This window comes from Burkholderia sp. SCN-KJ, assembly GCF_024656005.1.
Lineage (GTDB): Bacteria > Pseudomonadota > Gammaproteobacteria > Burkholderiales > Burkholderiaceae > Burkholderia.
This window is the reverse complement of the sequence record NZ_JANKOG010000002.1, coordinates 473,730-491,806: the sequence shown is the minus strand read 5'-3', so window position 1 is coordinate 491,806 and position 18,077 is coordinate 473,730. Positions and strand designations below refer to the sequence as shown.

The 18,077-nt window shown below is 67.8% G+C and carries 19 protein-coding genes; 14 read left to right on the top strand and 5 right to left on the bottom strand.

The features are described 5' to 3' along the window. Nucleotides 1-10 precede the first annotated feature (10 nt). The 5 genes from NQV17_RS05625 (at nucleotide 11) to NQV17_RS05605 (ending at nucleotide 5,144) form a co-directional block, all read left to right on the top strand. The gene (locus NQV17_RS05625; RefSeq protein WP_257770034.1) at nucleotides 11-931 is read left to right on the top strand and encodes a bestrophin family protein; all 921 of its coding nucleotides are present in this window, start codon (nucleotides 11-13) and stop codon (nucleotides 929-931) included. A 250-nt stretch (nucleotides 932-1,181) separates the two neighbouring features. Further along, complete coding sequence (locus tag NQV17_RS05620; RefSeq protein ID WP_124489635.1) at nucleotides 1,182-1,514, top strand: sugar ABC transporter ATPase; 333 nt, start codon at nucleotides 1,182-1,184, stop codon at nucleotides 1,512-1,514. Between the two features lie 138 nt (nucleotides 1,515-1,652). Beyond that, entirely contained in the window at nucleotides 1,653-3,242 is a 1,590-nt protein-coding gene (locus tag NQV17_RS05615; protein ID WP_257770019.1) for an ABC transporter substrate-binding protein, read from the top strand. A 79-nt stretch (nucleotides 3,243-3,321) separates the two neighbouring features. Then, on the top strand, nucleotides 3,322-3,864 hold the full coding sequence (locus tag NQV17_RS05610) for a class I SAM-dependent methyltransferase (protein WP_257770017.1): 543 nt from the start codon (nucleotides 3,322-3,324) through the stop codon (nucleotides 3,862-3,864). A 26-nt stretch (nucleotides 3,865-3,890) separates the two neighbouring features. Beyond that, a complete protein-coding gene (locus tag NQV17_RS05605) occupies nucleotides 3,891-5,144 on the top strand; it encodes a hypothetical protein (protein ID WP_257770006.1) in 1,254 nt (417 codons plus the stop codon). 36 nt (nucleotides 5,145-5,180) lie between these two features. Here NQV17_RS05605 and NQV17_RS05600 read toward each other — a convergent pair whose 3' ends face one another. Further along, complete coding sequence (locus tag NQV17_RS05600) at nucleotides 5,181-6,515, bottom strand: type II toxin-antitoxin system HipA family toxin (protein ID WP_257769994.1); 1,335 nt, start codon at nucleotides 6,513-6,515, stop codon at nucleotides 5,181-5,183. Nucleotides 6,516-6,518: 3 nt separating this feature from the next. Beyond that, nucleotides 6,519-6,767: a helix-turn-helix transcriptional regulator gene (locus tag NQV17_RS05595; protein WP_044843249.1), complete on the bottom strand. Its 249-nt coding sequence runs from the start codon at nucleotides 6,765-6,767 to the stop codon at nucleotides 6,519-6,521. A 257-nt stretch (nucleotides 6,768-7,024) separates the two neighbouring features. On the opposite strand from NQV17_RS05595, the gene sapR reads away from it, so the two are divergent. The 9 genes from sapR (at nucleotide 7,025) to NQV17_RS05550 (ending at nucleotide 14,980) form a co-directional block, all read left to right on the top strand. After that, on the top strand, nucleotides 7,025-7,900 hold the full coding sequence (gene sapR, locus NQV17_RS05590) for a sap1 transcriptional regulator SapR (RefSeq protein WP_257769981.1): 876 nt from the start codon (nucleotides 7,025-7,027) through the stop codon (nucleotides 7,898-7,900). Nucleotides 7,901-7,914: 14 nt separating this feature from the next. Beyond that, entirely contained in the window at nucleotides 7,915-8,478 is a 564-nt protein-coding gene (ddpX, locus tag NQV17_RS05585; protein ID WP_257769979.1) for a D-alanyl-D-alanine dipeptidase, read from the top strand. 64 nt (nucleotides 8,479-8,542) lie between these two features. Further along, nucleotides 8,543-10,144: an ABC transporter substrate-binding protein gene (locus NQV17_RS05580; RefSeq protein WP_257769958.1), complete on the top strand. Its 1,602-nt coding sequence runs from the start codon at nucleotides 8,543-8,545 to the stop codon at nucleotides 10,142-10,144. A 10-nt stretch (nucleotides 10,145-10,154) separates the two neighbouring features. Further along, nucleotides 10,155-11,225: an ABC transporter permease gene (locus tag NQV17_RS05575; RefSeq protein WP_044843245.1), complete on the top strand. Its 1,071-nt coding sequence runs from the start codon at nucleotides 10,155-10,157 to the stop codon at nucleotides 11,223-11,225. Nucleotides 11,226-11,291: 66 nt separating this feature from the next. Continuing rightward, nucleotides 11,292-12,206: a nickel transporter permease gene (gene nikC / locus NQV17_RS05570; RefSeq protein WP_124492228.1), complete on the top strand. Its 915-nt coding sequence runs from the start codon at nucleotides 11,292-11,294 to the stop codon at nucleotides 12,204-12,206. A gap of 1 nt (nucleotide 12,207) precedes the next feature. Further along, entirely contained in the window at nucleotides 12,208-13,122 is a 915-nt protein-coding gene (locus NQV17_RS05565; protein WP_124921250.1) for an ABC transporter ATP-binding protein, read from the top strand. After that, nucleotides 13,119-13,880, top strand: a complete 762-nt coding sequence (locus NQV17_RS05560) for an ABC transporter ATP-binding protein (RefSeq protein WP_257769939.1) — start codon at nucleotides 13,119-13,121, stop codon at nucleotides 13,878-13,880. Before NQV17_RS05565 ends, NQV17_RS05560 begins: the two co-directional genes overlap by 4 nt. Before the next feature lie 145 nt (nucleotides 13,881-14,025). Next, entirely contained in the window at nucleotides 14,026-14,280 is a 255-nt protein-coding gene (locus NQV17_RS05555; protein WP_057924918.1) for a GlsB/YeaQ/YmgE family stress response membrane protein, read from the top strand. A 364-nt stretch (nucleotides 14,281-14,644) separates the two neighbouring features. Continuing rightward, on the top strand, nucleotides 14,645-14,980 hold the full coding sequence (locus tag NQV17_RS05550; protein WP_257769937.1) for a type 1 fimbrial protein: 336 nt from the start codon (nucleotides 14,645-14,647) through the stop codon (nucleotides 14,978-14,980). Between the two features lie 31 nt (nucleotides 14,981-15,011). On the opposite strand, the gene NQV17_RS05545 is transcribed toward NQV17_RS05550, so the two are convergent. The 3 genes from NQV17_RS05545 to NQV17_RS05535 all read right to left on the bottom strand — a co-directional run bounded on the left by NQV17_RS05545 (nucleotide 15,012) and on the right by NQV17_RS05535 (nucleotide 18,032). After that, nucleotides 15,012-15,884: a LysR substrate-binding domain-containing protein gene (locus tag NQV17_RS05545; RefSeq protein WP_257769935.1), complete on the bottom strand. Its 873-nt coding sequence runs from the start codon at nucleotides 15,882-15,884 to the stop codon at nucleotides 15,012-15,014. A gap of 222 nt (nucleotides 15,885-16,106) precedes the next feature. Next, entirely contained in the window at nucleotides 16,107-16,997 is an 891-nt protein-coding gene (gene bla, locus NQV17_RS05540; RefSeq protein WP_257769925.1) for a class A beta-lactamase, read from the bottom strand. A gap of 189 nt (nucleotides 16,998-17,186) precedes the next feature. Then, nucleotides 17,187-18,032 carry a peptidoglycan DD-metalloendopeptidase family protein gene (locus tag NQV17_RS05535; RefSeq protein WP_257769923.1) on the bottom strand — a complete coding sequence of 282 codons (846 nt, stop codon included), beginning with the start codon at nucleotides 18,030-18,032 and terminating at the stop codon, nucleotides 17,187-17,189. Nucleotides 18,033-18,077 lie beyond the last annotated feature (45 nt).

The window sequence follows — 18,077 nt, the reverse complement described above, 5'->3', positions numbered from 1 at the left end:
GAGCGCCGCGATGATCGTCCGGCCGCGCGAGCACTGGCTGCGGATGCTGCTCGTCTGGAACGGGTCGGTGCTGCCGACCATCCTGCCGCAGCTCGTGCTGACGCTCGCGATCAGCCTCGTCGCGGTGTGGGGCGGCGGCCGCGTGCTCGGCGAGAAGGTGCCGCTGAACCCGACGCCGTTCACGCTGATCGGTCTCACGCTCGCGATCTTCGCGGGGTTTCGCAACAACGCGAGCTACGAACGCTATCGCGAGGGCCGGCAGCTGTGGGGTGGCGTGCTGACCGCCACGCGCACGCTGGTGTCCCAGGCGCTCTGCTACGGCGCGGTCGACGGCGACGATGCCTCACGGCAGGCGTTCGTGCGCAAGGTCGTCGCGTTCGTCTATGCGCTGAAGCATCAGCTGCGCGGCACCGCTCCGGCGCCGGACCTGCGCACGCTGCTCGACGACGCGACCTATACGCGCATCGTTGCCGCCCGGTTTGCGCCGATCGCGATCGTTCACGAATTGCGCGAAGCCTTCGCCGCGCGCGCCGATGCGGGCCGTCTCGCCGATACGCGGCTGTGGATGCTCGACGCGCGCCTCGACGATCTGGTGTCGATGGTGAGCGGCTGCGAGCGCATCGCGTCGACCCCGATCCCGTTCTCGTACGACGTGCTGCTGCACCGGACCATCTATGCGTACTGCGTGCTGCTGCCGTTCGGCCTCGTCGATTCGATCGGCGCGGCGACGCCGTTCGTCACCGTGTTCGTCGCCTATACGCTGATCGCGCTCGACGCGATCGCGCATGCGATCGCCGAGCCGTTCGGCGACGGGCCGAACCACCTCGCGCTCGATGCGATGACGCGCACGATCGAGCGCACGCTGCTCGAACTGAACCGCGAGCCGCTGCCGGCGGAAGTGACGCCGGGCCCGGCGTATCGGCTCACCTGACAACGCCGGCAAACGTCGATTCGCCATCGCTTGAAACGCCCGCTGCCGCCGCGCGACAGCGGGCGCTTGTTGTTGTATCGAATCGTTTCAGCCGGCCGTTCGTGTCAAGTGCCGCGGGTATACTCCGACGTCATCCGCCGCCCGTATCGACCGTCAAAAACGGCACGATTGCGGCGGTTTCGTCGCGAAGCTTCGCGTTTCGCGTACCCCGCGCCCCAGCCTCGACACGAGACACACGACGATTCCGATCATGAAACGATTCCTGCTGCTCCTTCCCGCCGCCCTGCTCGCCGCCTGCGGTTCCGCGCCCTCGTCCGACTCGGCCGCGTCCGGCCCGGCGCCGATGATCTACGTGTCGTCGGCGCGCCCGGCCCACGCGATCGCCAACTGCCTCGACAGCCGCCTGTCCGGCACCGAGCAGTCACAGCACAACGGCGTGACCGACATCACCGTCGGGTCGCGCTCGTACTTCGTCACGCTCACGCCGTCGGGCCACGGTTCGGTCGTCAAGGTCGTGCGCGGCTCGGGCAGCGAGCCGGCCGAGGAAGCGATGCGCTTCGCGATCGCGCGCTGCGTGATCTGACCGCCGCCGCTGCCGGGCACCCCGCCCGGCACGCAAGCCGCTTCCCCCGGGCGCCGTTCCGCGCGCCCGTCGAATTTTTTCATCCGGGCGGCCGTCGATGAGAGAATCGCACCACGATTCCCTTTCCACGGAGCCCGCATGAAGCACCTGCTGTCCCGGCTGTTCGTCAGCGCCGCGCTCGTCGCGCTTGTTCCGGCGTTGCCGGCGCAGGCCGCGACGCCGCCCGGCATTTTCGTCGTCGCCACCCAGCTCGGCGAATTCACGACCCTCGATCCGAGCGAGATCTACGAGCTCGTGCCGTCCGAGTACGTCGCGAACACCTACGAACGGCTCGTGCGGGTCGACCTGAAGGACCCGACGCGCTTCGACGGGCAGATCGCACAATCCTGGACGGTCGGCGCCGACGGGCTCACCTATACGTTCAAGCTGCGCTCCGGCCTCGCGTTCCACTCCGGCAACCCGGTCACCGCCGACGACGTCGCATGGTCGCTGCAGCGCACCGTCCTGCTCGACAAGGGCCCGGCCGGCGTGCTCGCCGATCTCGGCCTCACGAAGGCGAACGTGATGCAGAAGGTGCGCGCGGTCGACCCGCAGACGTTCGTGCTCGAAACCGACCGCAAGTACGCGCCGAGCTTCGTGCTCAACGTGCTGAGCGCGTGCCCGGCGTCGGTGCTCGACAAGAAGCTGCTGATGTCGCACCAGCAGGGCAACGATTTCGGCAGCGGCTGGCTGAAGACCAACGACGCGGGCTCGGGCCCGTACCAGCTCGCCAAGTGGACGCCGAACGAAAGCATCGTGTTGCAGCGTTTCGACAAGTACCGCGCGCCGTACCCGATGAAACGCGTCGTGCTGCGCCACGTGCCCGAGGCATCCGCGCAGCGGCTGCTGCTGGAAAACGGCGACGTCGACGCCGCGCGCAACCTGAGCCCCGACAGCCTCGCCGCGCTGACCAAGGCCGGCAAGATCAAGGTCGCGTCGTGGCCGGTGTCCGCGCTGCTGTACCTGAGCCTGAACACGAAGAACCCGAATCTCGCGAAGCCCGAGGTGCAGCAGGCGATGAAGTGGCTGGTCGACTACGACGGCATCCAGCGCAACATCGTCAGCACGACGTACAAGGTGCACGAAACCTTCCTGCCGGAAGGCTTCCTCGGCACGCTGAAGGCGAACCCGTACAAGCTCGACGTCGCGAAGGCGAAGGCGCTGCTCGCGAAGGCCGGCCTGGCGAACGGCTTCGACGTGACGATGGACATGCCGAACGATTATCCGTACCTCGAGATCGCGCAGGCACTGCAGGCCAACTTCGCGCAGGGCGGTATCCGCGTGAAGCTGATCCCGGGCGATGCGAAGCAGGCGATCGGCAAGTACCGTGCGCGCCAGCACGACATCTTCATCGGCGAATGGTCGCCCGACTACATGGACCCGAACAGCAATGCACGCGGCTTCGCCTGGAATCCGGACAATTCCGACCAGTCGAAGACGAAGATGCTCGCGTGGCGCAACAGCTGGGACATCCCGCAGCTGACGAAGGACACCGAGGCCGCGCTGGTCGAGCCGTCGCCCGCGAAGCGCGCGCAGCGTTACGAGGCGCTGCAGAAGGCCGTGCTCGCGAACTCGCCGTTCATCATCATGTTCGAGAAAGTCGTGCAGGTCGCGACGCGTCCCGGCACGACCGGGCCGGAGATCGGCCCGATCAACGACCTCGTGTCGTACCGGACGCTCGCGAAATAAGGCCGGCTGCCCGCGCGACCGGCGACGCCGGCGCGCGGGTGCATCCGTCATCCAATACGCTTCGCTCGGGGACTACGCAATGCGCTCATTACAAGAACTGCGGCTGGAATTCCTCCAGTACAAGATCGAGCCGATCGGCTGGCTCGGCGACAGCCCGTCGCGCTTCGACTTCTATACCCGCACGGCCGCCGGATGCGACAGCATCCTCGAGCTGGGCGTGTTCACCGGACTGACCACGACGGCCTTCATGCTCGCACAGCCGAAGCGGCTCGTGTCGGTCGACATCACCGATCAGTATTTCCACATCCAGGACGAACTGAAGCACGCGGCGCATGAACTGGAGATCGACTTCGAATTCAGGATTGCAGACGATCTCGCGATGGAGCCGCTCGCGTGCGACCTGCTGTTCATCGACACCACGCACACGTACGAACAGACGCTCGCCGAACTGAACCGATTCGGCCCGCTCGCGCGCAAGAAGATCGTGCTGCACGACATGAACACGTCGGGCGTCTACCAGGCCGTATTCCAATGGCTGTGGGACAACAAGCAGTTTCACATCACGTATCACGACAGCCGCGGCTGCGGCGCGGTCGTGTGCGAGCGTCACGTCGGCTATTGAGCCGCGCACGCGCAACGGGAGGCACCATGCATGCGAACGGACACGCGGTCTGCGTGGCGATCAACGACAATAACCGCGCGTGGTACGAGATGCTCGTGCCGTTCCTGCTGTCGCTGCGGCAGACAGGCTACGACGGGCAGGTGGCCGTCATCGGCTACGGGCTGTCCGAACGCAAGCGGCGCATCCTGGAAAGCCAGTCGGTCGACGTGATCGAAGCGTCGAGCGCGCATGCGCTGCCGGTCGGCCGCTTCATCGAGGCCGCCGACTATTGCGCGCGCAATCCGCACATCACGAAACTCGCGCTGTACGACGCGGACATCTGGTTCAGCGCGTCCTCGTTCGACCTGTTCTCCCGGATCGCCGACGACCGCCTGTACGCGTGCCCCGACCCGCTGTTCTGCACGTTCGTCGTCACGCCGCTGATCGGCGAGCGGCGCGACGCGCACTGGCGTCTCGTCGTGGACGAAGTGAAAGCGCGTCACGGCGGCGCGCTGCAGGCCGGGCTCGTCGCCGGCACGGCCACCGCGTGGGCGCGTTTCGCGGCGCATCTGCGCGACTGCGTCGCCCGCATCGGCACCGACTTCCAGGAATGCTTCGGGATCGACACGACGTTCCTGCACCTGTGGGGCGCGCGCGGCGAAACCGTGCTGCTCGACCCGGTCCAGAACTTCGTCAGCAAGAACGGCATTCACGAATCGTTCGATCCGAGCAACGGCGCCACGACGTTGCGCTATCAGGGCGAACCGATCCGCGCGCTGCACATGACCGGCGACATCCGTTTCTTCGACCGCTGGCGCTACTACTCGAATCACGTCGACGCCGCATTGCGCGACGGCATGCCGTTCGCGCTGTCGGACAGCACGCCGGCACCGTCCGACACGGCCGCCGCCCGCATCGCCGCGACCGAATACGTGCGTTCGGCCGGGCTGACCGTTAGCTCCGCCGCGATCGAGGGCAGCGCGGGCGCGTACCTGCAGGCGCTCGACGAACCGGGCGGCACGATGCTCGTCGGCAGCGGGAACCACGAGATCGTGTTGACCGCGACCCGCGACATCGCGCGGCTGAACGTGTACATCACGCACCCGTCCGGCTCGCCGTCGCCGCTGCGATGCGAGGTGCTGATCGATGGGCAGGCGCAGCACAAGGGCCCTGATCTGATGACCCATTTCTGGTATCGGATCTCGGCCGGCACCGTCATCACGCTGCGCTCGACGAGCCTCGGCGGCCAGCAGTGCAACGCGATCTGGCGGCTGCGCGAGGCGCCGGACATGCAGCAGTAGGCAGTGGACGACGCGTAGGCGGTTCGCCCCCCGACGTCAGGCGCGCGGTGTTTCGGCGAGACGTTCGGCGGCGAACCGCAATCCGCCCAGAATGCGTTCGGCGATCCGCGCCGGAAACCCGGCCGGCAGCGTCGCGCCGACCGACTCGATCACGTGCGGCGTCGCGGCGACCAGCCGTTCGATGATCGGCGTCGCGATATCGCCGAGCAGACAGTGTTCGGCCATTGCGCTGAAGTGCCGGCGCGTGATGTCGCGCATCGCGTAGTGCTTGCGCTTGCCGTGCACGGCCATCGCAAGCTTCGCCTTATGCCACGACCACTGGTTCGCGCCGTCGCCCTCGACCGGCCAGATCGACATCACGTCGTAGAGCGGCGTCAACCGGAACCGACCGCCCGGCAGCAGGCGCAGGCTGAAGTTCTTCGCATGCCCGTCCGGTGCGGCGAGCATCCAGAACACGATCAGCGCGGCAAACAGCGTGTCGAGGTCGTCCTGCGCCGTTTCCGACCGGCGCAGGATGGCGGCCAGATCCGGCACGCCGGGACCGCCGTGCGATTCGTACTTCAGATGCGGCGGCACACCGAGCGCCTGGCAGAAGTCCTCCTGCGGCAAGCGCAACAGCCATCCACCGTCACGATGCAGCGCACGATCGAAACGCGCGACCGACAGTACCTTGTGTTCGCCGAAACGCACGATTTCGGCATCGGCCGTCGGCAGGCCGTACGCGCGCAGAATCGCGAGACACAGCCACTCGTTTTCGACGGAAGCGGTGAGATCCGCACGCTTGTTGCCGACCAGACCGAGCGGCAGCTTGAGGATATGCGTCGTCGGTGTCGCGCCATGCGGGCGCATCCATCGCCCTTCGTGAAACAGCAGCGCGGTCTTTTCCTGCGCGCCGGCGAGCGACAGGCGGAAGTCGTCGTCGTCCTGTGCGCCACCTGCCACCCCGCTCGCCTGATCGAGCACGCGCGCGACCTCGTCGTCCGACAACGGCGTACCGTCGATGCGATCATGGCCGGCCGGTGTTTCGTCTTCGCCGAGCAGTTGCACCGCGCCGACGCAGTCGCGGCCGAGCGCGGCGAGCAGATCGAACGGCTCGATCGTCGCCGTGCCGAACCGGGACGCCAGCCGGCGACGAATGGCATCGCTGTCCGGCAGCAGATTGTCGAAATAGTGGTTCACGCGCTCGCCACGCAACGGCGCATCGCCGACGCCGAACGGCAGCGACAGCGACAACGGGCGGCCCGCCGCGGATTGCTTCCAGCCGGCGTCGTACCGCAACTCCATGTCGCCGCGCGCCGGAATCCGCCATGTCCCGACCCGCTGGCCGTTGGCCCAGATCGATAGCGCGCGGCTGTGCGAGTTGCGCCCCATCGCTTACCAGTCGATGTCGGCAGCGTCGCGCCCATCCTTCGTGCGGACGCTGAGCTCGAGCCCGTACAGCGCGGTCAGTTCGAGCAATTGGCTGAGCGACAGGCTGGCGGTGCGCGTGGTCTCGAGCGACGACAGGCGCGACTGGCCGACGCCGATGCGTGCCGCCGCCTCGGCTTGCGTCAGCCCCTTGGCCTGACGCGCGGACGACAGGATTTCGCCCAGTTGCGCGGGCGTATTGACGATGAAATCCACGGCTCGGGTCCAGTAGGCAATAAATGCAGTATATCTCTGACAGGCATAAACGCAAATTATTGCTGACAGACATAAGTGCAAAATATCTCTATCAGAAATAATTCGCATGGTCGCGCATCGCGACGTTGCCGTCGGGCACGCGTACCCGACCCTATCACTTTCCGCTAAACCATAGTTTTTATCCGCTGGCGCGAATGATTTTGGTTTTGTTAGATGGATGACACCGAATCATCCGATGACAAATATCTAACATACCGATGACCTGCGTGTTCGCCCATACCGTCGAATCCCGCTTTGCCGAGCTGACGCCGACCGCGAAGCGCATCGCGAGCTACATGCTCGCGAACCTCGACCGTCTCGGGCTCGAAACGGCCGACCAGATCGCGCAGCAGGCCGGCACCAGCGGCATCTCGGTCGGGCGCTTCCTGCGCAGCATCGGCTACCGGAACCTCGACGACCTGAAACGCGAACTGCGCGGCGGCAGCGATCGCCCGTGGATGATCACCGATCGCCTCGACGAATATCGCCGCGCCGCCGGCACACACGTGAGCGACGGCACCCGCAGCGATGGCACGCTGGCATCGTCGCTCGATCGCGAACTCGACGCGATCCGCCACGTCTACCGGCTCGCGGAAGAACCGGTGTTCGCACAGGTCGCGGATCGGATCGCGCATGCCGACGCCGTGTTCATCCTCGGCATCCAGTCGACCCGCGGCATCAGCAATGCGTTCAGCAGCTATCTCGAATACCTGCGCCCTCGCGTGTTCTATTCCGACGGCCAGTCGGGCTCGTACGTCGATTCGCTGAATTCCGAATTCGAGCGGCCGTACTGTATCGTCACCGATACGCGTGCCTATTCGCGCAGCGCGCGCCGCTATTGCCAGGCGGCCGCCGAGCGCGGCCAGCCGTTCGCGCTGGTCACCGATCTCTATTGCCCGTGGGCGCGTGAATGGCCGGCCGACCTGCTGCAGGTGAAGACCGACGTCGGCCAGTTCTGGGATTCGCTCGCGCCGCTCACCTGCCTGTTCAACCTGCTGATCACCGCCGTGGTCGACCGCCTCGGCCCCGCGATCGACCGGCGCGTCGCGCGCAACCGCGAACTGCAGCGCACGTTCGACCAATTCGAATCCTGAGCGCCCGACCGCCGATGAACCCTCCCCGCCTCGTCGAAATCACACCCGCCACGCATCGCGTCGAGATCGATCTCGTCTACGCGACCGAGCGCAACCTGACCGGCAAGGCGATCTACCGCCGCGCGCATTGCCTGCTGCTCGAGCCGGCCGAAGCCGCGCTGCGCCGCGCGGTCGACGTCGCCGCGCAGGCCGGCTTCACGCTGCGCGTCTACGATGCGTACCGGCCGCCGCAGGCGCAGCAGGTGCTGTGGGATTTCCTGCCCGACCCGAACTTCGTCGCCGATCTCGGCCGCGGCTCGAACCACAGCCGCGGCACCGCACTCGACCTGACACTCGTCGACGCGAACGGCGAGGCGCTCGACATGGGCACCGGCTTCGACGAGATGGTGGCCGCGTCGGGCCACTTCCACGCGGGGCTGCCCGAAGCCGTGCAACGCAACCGGCTGCTGCTGCTCGGCGTGATGCACGCGGCCGGCTTCGCGCATATCGACAGCGAGTGGTGGCACTACGAGCTGCCCGGTTCGCATGCGTTGCCGCAGATCGACAACGACGCGAGCGGCCCGTGGCGCCTGATGTAACGACACTGCACGTTCCCTTCACCGTTCACGTTCAACGACTTCAACGACACATGGAGAAACGCACATGAAGCCCCTGACCTCCCGGCTCGCCGCGGCGCTGGCCGCCGCGTCCGTGCTCGCCGCCGTTCCGCTTGCCGCCGCACGCGCGGAAACACCGAAGGACATGTTCGTGATGGCCACGCTGCTCGACGAATTCACGACGCTCGATCCCGGCGAGATCTACGAGCTGGTGCCGGAGGAATACGTCGCGAACACGTACGACCGGCTCGTGCGCGTCGACCTGCGCGATCCGTCGAAATTCAACGGCGACGTCGCGCAGTCGTGGACGGTGAGCCCCGACGGGCTGACCTATACGTTCAAGCTGCGCCCGGGCCTCAAGTTCCACTCGGGCAACCCGCTGACGGCCGACGACGTCGCCTGGTCGATCCAGCGCGCGGTGCTGCTCGACAAGGGCCCGGCCGCCGTGCTGACCGGCATCGGCCTCACGAAGGCGAACGTCGTCGCGAACGTGAAGAAGCTCGACGACCAGACGGTGTCGATCACGACCGACCACAAATACGCGCCGACCTTCGTGCTGAACGTGCTCGGCGCGTGGCCCGCGTCGGTGCTCGACAGGAAGCTGCTGCTGTCGCACCAGCAGGGCGACGACTTCGGCAACGCATGGCTGAAAACCAACGAGGCCGGCTCCGGCGCGTACAAGCTGGTCAAGTGGGCAGCCGGCGACAGCATCGTGCTGCAGCGCTTCGACGGCTACCGGCTGCCGCTCGCGATGAAGCGCATCGTGCTGCGCCACGTGCCCGAAGCGGCGAGCCAGCGCCTGCTGCTGGAAAACGGCGACGTCGATGCGGCGCGCGACCTGAGCCCCGACGATCTCGCGTCGGTCGTGAAATCCGGCAAGGCGAAGGTCATGGCCTCGCCGCAGGCGACGCTGCTCTATCTCGGCCTGAACACGAAGAACCCGACGCTTGCGAAACCTGACGTGCAGGAAGCGCTGAAGTGGCTGGTCGATTATTCCGGCATCCAGAGCAACGTCGTAAAGACGACTTACAAGGTGCACCAGACCTTCCTGCCCGAAGGCTTCCTCGGCACGCTGAAGGCGAACCCGTACAAGCTCGACGTCGCGAAGGCGAAGGCGCTGCTCGCGAAGGCCGGCGTGCCGAACGGCTTCTCGGTGACGATGGACGTGCGCAACGACTATCCGTATACGGAAATCGCGCAGGCCGTGCAGGCGAACTTCGCGCAGGCGGGTGTCAAGGTGCAGCTGATTCCCGGCGACAACAAGCAGACGCTCGCGAAATACCGTGCGCGCCAGCACGACATCTATATCGGCGAATGGTCGGCCGACTACATCGACCCGCACAGCAACGCGCAGGGTTTCGCATGGAACCCCGACAACTCCGACAAGTCGAGCTATAAAATGCTGGCTTGGCGCAACAGCTGGGACATTCCGCAACTGACGAAGGAGACCGACGCCGCGCTCGCCGAGCCGACCGCCGCGCAACGCGCGCAACGGTATCAGGCGATGCAGAAGGACCTGCTCGCGCGCTCGCCGTTCGTGATCACGTTCGAGAAGGTCGCGCAAGTCGCGACGCGGCCCGGCGTGAGCGGGCTCGAAGTCGGACCGATCAACGATCTCGTGTCGTACCGTAACCTGAAGAAGCAATAAGATTCGCCGCATGTCGACTCCCGCCTCCTCCCTCGAAGCACTGCGCACGCTGCCCGCGCGCCGCCCGGCCGTACGCTGGGCGCTGCGCGTGCTGCGCTGGGCGCTCACGCTCGCCGTCACGTTCGCGGGGCTGCTCGCGCTGACGTTCGTGATCGGCCGCAAGGTGCCGATCGATCCCGTGCTCGCAATCCTCGGCGATCGCGCGTCGGCCGAGGCGTACGCGGCCGAGCGCATCGCGCTGGGCCTCGACAAGCCGCTCGTCACGCAGTTCCTGATCTACGCGCGCGACGTGCTGCACGGCGATCTCGGCATGTCGCTGCTGACGTCGAACCCGGTGCTCGACGACATCAGGCGCGTGTTCCCCGCCACGCTCGAACTCGCGACGATCGCGACGCTGATCGGCATCGCGATCGGCGTGCCGCTCGGCGTCGCAGCCGCGGTGAAGCACAACCGGCCGATCGACCACGTCGCGCGCTTCGTCGGCCTGATCGGCAATTCGGTGCCGGTGTTCTGGCTCGGGCTAATGGGGCTGCTGCTGTTCTATGCGCGGCTGCACTGGGTCGGCGGCCCCGGCCGGCTCGACCCGGTGTACGACGGCATGGTCGACCCGCGCACGGGCAGCCTGCTGATCGACGCGGCGCTCGCGGGCGAGTGGGACGTGTTCCGCAACGCGGTGTCGCACATCGCGCTGCCGGCCGCGATCCTCGGCTACTACTCGGTCGCGTACCTGAGCCGGATGACGCGCTCGTTCATGCTCGACCAGCTGAGCCAGGAATACATCGTCACCGCGCGCGCGAAGGGCCTGTCCGAGCGCCGCGTGATCTGGCGGCACGCGTTCGGGAACATCGCGGTGCCGCTCCTGACCGTGATCGCGCTCACGTACAGCAACCTGCTCGAAGGCTCGGTGCTGACCGAGATCGTGTTCGCGTGGCCGGGGCTCGGCTCGTACCTGACGGGCGCGCTGCTGAACGCCGACATGAACGCGGTGCTCGGCGCGACGCTCGTGATCGGCGCGATGTTCATCACCGTCAACCTGCTGACCGACGCGCTGTACCGCGTGTTCGATCCGCGTGCGCGCTGAGGGCTGCCGCAACATGACTGCTGCCGCCCTGCTTCCTTTCCCGTCCATGCCGAAGGTGTCCCGATCATGAATGCCGAGCGTCTCACGCTGCGCGCGTGGCTGCTTTCCGATGCGCCCGCGTCGCGCGCGCAGGCCGCGTTCGGCCTTGCGTATCGCCGCTGGCGCCGCTTCGCCGCCAATCCGCTCAACCTGTTCGGGCTCGCGATCCTGGTCGCGCTGATCGTCGTCGCGATCGTCGGCCCGCTGATCATGCCGCACGATCCGCTGCGCCAGGTGCTGTCCGACCGCCTGCTGCCGCCCGGCTCGCCGTCGCACTGGCTCGGCACCGACCAGCTCGGCCGCGACATCCTCTCGCGGCTGATCGACGGCTCGCGCCTCACGCTCGGCATCGCGCTGCTCGTGGTCGTGATCGTCGTGCCGATCGGCCTCGCGATCGGCACGACGGCCGGCTATTGCGGCGGTTTCGTCGACAGCGTGCTGATGCGCATCACCGACATCGCGCTCGCGTTCCCGAAGATCGTGCTCGCGCTCGCTTTCGCGGCCGCGCTCGGGCCCGGCGTGATCAACGCGGTCGTCGCGATCTCGATCACCGCGTGGCCCGCCTATGCGCGGCTCGCGCGCGCGGAGACGATCCGCATCGCGCAGGCCGACTACATCCACGCCGCGCGCCTGCAAGGCGCATCGGGCCCGCGGATCCTGCTGCGCTACATCGTGCCGCTGTGCATGTCGTCGGTGATCGTGCGCGCGACGCTCGACATGGCCGGCATCATCCTGACCGTCGCGGGCCTCGGCTTCCTCGGCCTCGGCGCGCAGCCGCCGAGCCCCGAATGGGGCTTCATGGTCGCGTCCGGCCGCAACGTGCTGCTCGACGCGTGGTGGGTCGCGACGCTGCCCGGCGCGGCGATCCTGCTCGTCAGCCTCGCGTTCAACCTGCTCGGCGACGGGCTGCGCGACGTCTTCGATCCGCGTCATGGAGCGTGACATGTCACTGAATTCCGTCAACGCCGCCGCGCCGCTCTGCGAGATCGACGGCCTGAAGATCGGGTTTCGCGGACACGACGGCGTCGTGTCCGACGCGGTGCGCGACCTGTCGCTGACGCTCGCGCCGGGCGAACGGCTCGGCATCGTCGGCGAATCGGGCTCCGGCAAGTCGCTGACGGGCCGCGCGCTGCTCGGCCTGCTGCCCGAAGCCGCGCGCTGGTCGGCCCGCACGATGCGCTTCGCGGGCCACGACCTGCTCGCGATGTCGGCGAGCGAACGCCGGCGCCTGTGCGGCAGCCAGATGGGGATGATCCTGCAGGATCCGAAGTATTCGCTGAACCCGGTGATGACCGTCGCGAAGCAGATGGGCGAAGCATTCCGGCTGCATGAGCCGGGGCTGCGCGGCCGCGCGCTGCGCGAACGGATCGTCGATGCGCTCGCGGCCGTGCAGATCCGCGATCCGGCGCGCGTCGCCGATGCGTATCCGCACGAGTTGTCGGGCGGCATGGGCCAGCGCGTGATGATCGCGATGATGGTGTCGACCGGCCCGCGCCTGTTGATCGCCGACGAACCGACCTCCGCGCTCGACGTCGCGGTATCGATGCAGGTGCTCGCGGTGCTCGACGCGATGATCGCGCGGCACGGCACCGGCCTGATGTTCATCAGCCACGACCTGCCGCTCGTGATGTCGTTCTGCGATCGCGTCGCGGTGATGTATGCGGGCCGCGTCGTCGAAACCTGCGCCGCGCGCGACCTGCGCAACGCCACGCATCCCTACACACGCGGGCTGCTCGCGGCGAACCCGCCGCTCGCGAACCCGCCCGACGAACTGCCGGTGCTGCGGCGCGATCCGGCATGGCTCGATACCGTTTCGCCTGCAAGCGCCGCGACGGCACAACAGGAGTCCGCACGATGATCGACGTCGATCACGCCTCGATCCGTTTTCCGACCCGCACGGGCCATGTCGACGCCGTGCGCGATGCGAGCTTCGCGGTGCGCGACGGTGAAGTGTTCGGGCTCGTCGGCGAATCGGGCTCCGGCAAGTCGACGCTGCTGCGTGCGCTGACCGGCCTCGTGCCGCTCGCGGGCGGCAGCCTGTCGATCGACGGCCGGCCCGTCGGCGGCACGCCCGACCGCGCTTTCCGCCGCCACGTGCAGATGGTGTTCCAGGATCCGTACGCGTCGCTGCATCCGCGCTTCACGGTCGACCAGACGCTGCGCGAGCCGCTGTCGATCCACAGGATCGACGACGCCGACGCGCGCATCGCCCGCGCGCTGTCCGAAGTCGGGCTCGGCCCGGCGTTCCGCTTCCGCTATCCGCACCAGCTGTCGGGCGGCCAGCGCCAGCGTGTCGCGATCGCGCGCGCGCTGATCGTCGAGCCGCGCGTGCTGCTGCTCGACGAGCCGACCTCCGCGCTCGACGTGTCGGTGCAGGCGGAGATCCTGAACCTGCTGCGCCGCCTGCATCGCGAACGCAACCTGACGATGATCCTCGTCAGCCACAACCTCGCGGTGATCGGCTTCCTGTGCCAGCGCGTCGCGGTGATGCAGCATGGCGAGATCGTCGAACAGCTGCGGATCGAGGACGTGCGCGCCGGGCAGGTCTCACGCGACTACACGCGCACGCTGCTGCGTGCGACCGAAGGTTACCGGCGGCTCGATCCGGTCGCCTGACATGTGCGCGACGCGCGGGCGTGCGATACTCGGCACCCCGTGCGTCGGTGCGCCAGTGCGCCGACGCGCCGCCGAATGGAACCCTCGCGCGCCGCGCGGGTCCATGTCCTTTCGTCAACAGCTCAACAGCTATAGGGAGGCGTTCATGCTGCAATTCATCGAAACCCTGGTGGTCGGGCTCATCGTCGGCCTCCTCGCCCGTGCACTCAAGCCCGGCGACGACAAGATGGGCATCCTGATGACCGTCGTGCTCGGCGTCGTGGGCTCGCTCGTCGCGGGCTACGTCGGCCGCGCTGCCGGCTGGTATGCGCCGGGCCAGGGCGCGGGCTGGATCGCGTCGATCATCGGCGCGATCGTGCTGCTCGTGATCGTCGGCGCGGTGCGCAAGCGCGCGGGCTGACCGCCGCATCGCCCGCGTCGATGCACAACGGCCGCTCGTTCACACGAGCGGCCGTTTTTCTTTTTGCACACCTCAATTCGCGCCACCCGCGGATCGTTGAATCCTCAACGATTTACCGGCAAACGCCGCATCCATTGACGCCCCTTCCGCGAGCTTACGCCACTGGCAATACCCTGACTTGCGGCCGCACAAATTTGAGATAAATTGATTGAAGGAATACGGCGTCATTTGCCTATTGCCGTTATTTCCGTCTTTTCATTCAAGAGGTCCGATGGATTTGCCGTTTACGCATACAGCACCGCAGCGTTGACGGACTGCCATTCGAGCGGCCCCGCTGCGACGCGCTTCCTCTCTGGAGCCTGTCATGAAGCATCGCCTGTTTGCCGCCTCGTTTGCCCTGGCTGCCGCGCTTCTGGCCTCGTCCTCGTCATATGCCGCCGGCACGTCCGGCATCATCCACTTCACCGGCATGATCGTCGAGCCGCCGTGCTCGTTCGCATTCGACACCGCCGACACCGCACATGCGCACGTGCGCGCCGACTGCCCGCGTCCGGCGACCGGACAAGTCGCGTTCGTCGACGCGGCCAGCCTGCGCACGATCAAGACCACGACCTTTACGCAGGCGTCGCGCGCAATCGTTTTACCGGACCGTCCGGGCAACGCGCATGCGCCGATGATCGCCGTCGTCACCTATCAGTAAGCAACATGCGCCGCCGGCGTCGCGTCGCGCGTCAGTCGCGATGGCTGGCGATCCAGTCGCTGAACGCGCGAATCTTCTGCTGGCTGCCGATGCTCTCGGGATAGACGAAGAAATAGCGGGCACCGGTCTCGAGCACGATGTCGAACGGCCGTTCGAGCCGGCGCGCGCTGACGTCGTCGTCGACGAGCGTCACGTCGCCGATCGCGACGCCGAAGCCCTGCATCGCCGCGTTCGTCGCGAGATCGAGCGTGTCGAAGGTCGGGCCGCGCTCCGCGTCGACGGCACGCTCGCCCGCGTAATCGAGCCACGCGCGCCAGTCGCGATGGTCGCGCGTCGGATGCAGCAGCGTATGGCGCGCGAGATCGCCGACCGCATCGAGCGGCGTCGCGTGCCGCAGCTCGGGTGCGCACACCGGCGTCAGCCGCTCGTCGAACAGCGGCAGCGCGAACACGCCCGCGCCCGGCGATGTGCCATAGACGACCGCCGCATCGAACGGCTCGGTCGAGAAATCGACGACGTGCTGCCACGCGGTCGTGATTTGCACGTGGAGATCGGGATGCTCGCCCTGGAAGCGCATGATGCGCGGCAGCATCCAGCGCATCACGCAGGTCGGCACCTTCAGCGCGAGATCGGTGCGCTGCCGCGTGAGCTTCATCGAGATGTCCTCGATCCGCGCGAAGCTCTCGTTGACGACCGGCAGCAATTGCTCGCCCTCCGCCGTCAGCGTGAGGCCCTTCGCGTGGCGCTTGAACAACGGAAAGCCGTAGTGCGCCTCGAGTGTCAGGATCTGCCGGCTCACCGCGCCCTGCGTGAGGCACAGCTGCTCGGCCGCGCGCGTGAAGCTGCGGTGGCGAGCCACGGTCGAGAAGATCTGCAGCGCGTGCAGGGGCGGAAGTCGGCGCATGACGAAGCGGGTAAGGCGGGGTAAACGGACCGCGGATCGCGGATCGACCGCGCCGAACGACGGCGCGGCAGGACCACGCGTCGCCATCGGCGCGCGCTGATCGACACGATAAGCCAAACGCGGGCTTTACGCGAGGTGCGCCGGGCGCTCAGGTCGCGTGAACGAGCGCGCCCACTGCGATGCGCGCCGCCGATACGACGATGTCCGCGCGTGCCGCCGCGCTCAGGCGGTGGGGGCGAGCGCACCCGTCGCGATGCGCGCCGCCGACGCGACGACGTCCGCACGTGCCGCCGCGTCGGCACGCGGCTGCGTGAACGACACGGCCAGCACGATCGGCGCGCGCGACGGCGGCCACAGCACCGCGACGTCGGTCGTCGTGCCGTAGCCGCCGGTGCCGGTCTTGCCGGCACTGCGCCAGCCGGGCGGCACGCCGGCCGCGATCCCGGTCGCGCCGCCGGTCATCCATTCGGTGAGCTGCGCACGCTGCGGCTCGCGCAGCGTGTCGCCGAGCAGCAGCCGCTGCAGCATGTCGACCATCGCCACCGGCGTCGACGTATCGCGCTCGTCGCCGGGCGCGGCCTGGTTCAGTTCGGGTTCCCAGCGGTCGAGCCGGAACGCGGTGTCGCCGCTTTCATGCGCGAACGACGTGACGGCCTGCGGGCCGCCGAGCACGCCCATCAACAGGTTCCCCGCGCCCTTGTCGCCCGACTGCAGCAGCGCGGTGCAGAGCTGCGCGATCGTCATCCCCGTATCCACGTGGCTTTCCGTCACCGGCGACCCGACCACGACCTCGTAGCGGCGGTACAGGATGCGGCGCGGCAGCAGCGATGCGTCGAGCGAACCGCGCGCCAGTATCGCGGCGGCAGCAACGACCGCATAGGTACCGCACAGCGGGAAGCGCTCGCGCGCGTGATGCGCGATGCGCGTGCCGTTCGACGTATCGAATGCGGCGACGCCGAGCCGGCCGTTCGACGCCTTTTCGAGCGCGGCGAGTTCGGCCTGGGCCGCATGGGCGCGCCCCTGGTCGGCGACGGGTGCCGACGAGCAGGCGGCGACGAACGGCGCGGCGACGGCGGCGAGCAACAGCGAGCGGCGTGTCGGAGAGTGTTCCATGGATGAAGGCTGTTCGGTCGGAAACGGTGGCACGGAGCAACGCACGCGCGCATCGGCGATGCGCGCGTGTTCACGCCGACGGCCGGCTCGCGACGGCATTCGCCGCGCATCCCCGAAGGCGTCCGTCGGCCCCGCATGCGGCGGGACTCACATGAACAGACCCTAGCGTAGCAGCGCGCGCGGCCCGCGTCAGCCTTGCGACGAAGGCAGGTACGGCATCGGATTGACGGGCTTGCCGTCGCGCCGCACCTCGAACAACAGCGCGACACGCGAGTTGTCGAGGTCGCCCATCTCGGCGATCTCGTCACCCTGGCGCACGATGTCGCCGGTCTTCACGAGCAGCTTGCGGTTGTGCGCATAGGCCGTGAGGAAATCGGCGTTGTGCTGGACGATGATCAAGGTGCCGTAATCGTTCAGGCCGGTGCCCGCGTACATCACGCGGCCGTCGGCGGCCGCGCGAACCGGGTCGCCCGGCCGGCCGGCGATCTGGATGCCGCGGTTCTGCCCCGGCTTGAATGCATCGACGATCTTGCCCTGCGCGGGCCATTTGAGCGCCACCGCGCCCGCATGCCGCCGGGTTTCCTTCACGACCTGCCGGTCGCTCGCCGTCGACGCGCTCGCCTGCGCGGCGCCCGCCGCATTGCTCGCGGCGGCCGGCGCGGCCGCCTGCGCGCTGGCCGACGCGCCCGGCGCCGGCAACGGCTGCTGCCGGACGATGCGCAGCACCTGCCCCATACGCAGCCTGCCGCGCCCGTCGAGCTTGTTCCAGGTCCGCAGGTCGGCGACGCTGCAGTCGTTGGCGGACGCGATGCCCGACAGCGTGTCGCCGCGTTTCACCACGTACTTCTGCGCGACGAGAATGGGCGCCGCCGCCGCAGGCGTGGCCGCCGGCGCGGCGGCGGGCTGGCCCGACGTCGAGCCCGCCAGCGTATCGCTCGGCGGGACGGACGACGTGCTGGCGCAACCGGCCATGACGAGCACCGCGGCCAGGCCGGACAGCCACGCCGACTTGCGGCAAATCTCGCGCTGTTTCATGGACGATCGACTCCGGTTTGACAATCTTTCGAGCATCTCAAAAAC

Excerpts from the sequence above, each read along its gene's own strand:
- NQV17_RS05580 (WP_257769958.1), top strand. The coding sequence starts at position 8,543 with ATGAAGCCCCTGACCTCCCGGCTCGCCGCGGCGCTGGCCGCCGCGTCC.
- NQV17_RS05550 (WP_257769937.1), top strand. The coding sequence starts at position 14,645 with ATGAAGCATCGCCTGTTTGCCGCCTCGTTTGCCCTGGCTGCCGCGCTT.
- NQV17_RS05555 (WP_057924918.1), top strand. The coding sequence starts at position 14,026 with ATGCTGCAATTCATCGAAACCCTGGTGGTCGGGCTCATCGTCGGCCTC.
- nikC (WP_124492228.1), top strand. The coding sequence starts at position 11,292 with ATGAATGCCGAGCGTCTCACGCTGCGCGCGTGGCTGCTTTCCGATGCG.
- NQV17_RS05615 (WP_257770019.1), top strand. The coding sequence starts at position 1,653 with ATGAAGCACCTGCTGTCCCGGCTGTTCGTCAGCGCCGCGCTCGTCGCG.
- NQV17_RS05610 (WP_257770017.1), top strand. The coding sequence starts at position 3,322 with ATGCGCTCATTACAAGAACTGCGGCTGGAATTCCTCCAGTACAAGATC.
- NQV17_RS05545 (WP_257769935.1), bottom strand. The coding sequence starts at position 15,884 with ATGCGCCGACTTCCGCCCCTGCACGCGCTGCAGATCTTCTCGACCGTG.
- ddpX (WP_257769979.1), top strand. The coding sequence starts at position 7,915 with ATGAACCCTCCCCGCCTCGTCGAAATCACACCCGCCACGCATCGCGTC.
- bla (WP_257769925.1), bottom strand. The coding sequence starts at position 16,997 with ATGGAACACTCTCCGACACGCCGCTCGCTGTTGCTCGCCGCCGTCGCC.
- NQV17_RS05600 (WP_257769994.1), bottom strand. The coding sequence starts at position 6,515 with ATGGGGCGCAACTCGCACAGCCGCGCGCTATCGATCTGGGCCAACGGC.
- NQV17_RS05565 (WP_124921250.1), top strand. The coding sequence starts at position 12,208 with ATGTCACTGAATTCCGTCAACGCCGCCGCGCCGCTCTGCGAGATCGAC.
- NQV17_RS05535 (WP_257769923.1), bottom strand. The coding sequence starts at position 18,032 with ATGAAACAGCGCGAGATTTGCCGCAAGTCGGCGTGGCTGTCCGGCCTG.
- NQV17_RS05625 (WP_257770034.1), top strand. The coding sequence starts at position 11 with ATGATCGTCCGGCCGCGCGAGCACTGGCTGCGGATGCTGCTCGTCTGG.
- NQV17_RS05605 (WP_257770006.1), top strand. The coding sequence starts at position 3,891 with ATGCATGCGAACGGACACGCGGTCTGCGTGGCGATCAACGACAATAAC.
- NQV17_RS05575 (WP_044843245.1), top strand. The coding sequence starts at position 10,155 with ATGTCGACTCCCGCCTCCTCCCTCGAAGCACTGCGCACGCTGCCCGCG.
- NQV17_RS05620 (WP_124489635.1), top strand. The coding sequence starts at position 1,182 with ATGAAACGATTCCTGCTGCTCCTTCCCGCCGCCCTGCTCGCCGCCTGC.
- sapR (WP_257769981.1), top strand. The coding sequence starts at position 7,025 with ATGACCTGCGTGTTCGCCCATACCGTCGAATCCCGCTTTGCCGAGCTG.
- NQV17_RS05560 (WP_257769939.1), top strand. The coding sequence starts at position 13,119 with ATGATCGACGTCGATCACGCCTCGATCCGTTTTCCGACCCGCACGGGC.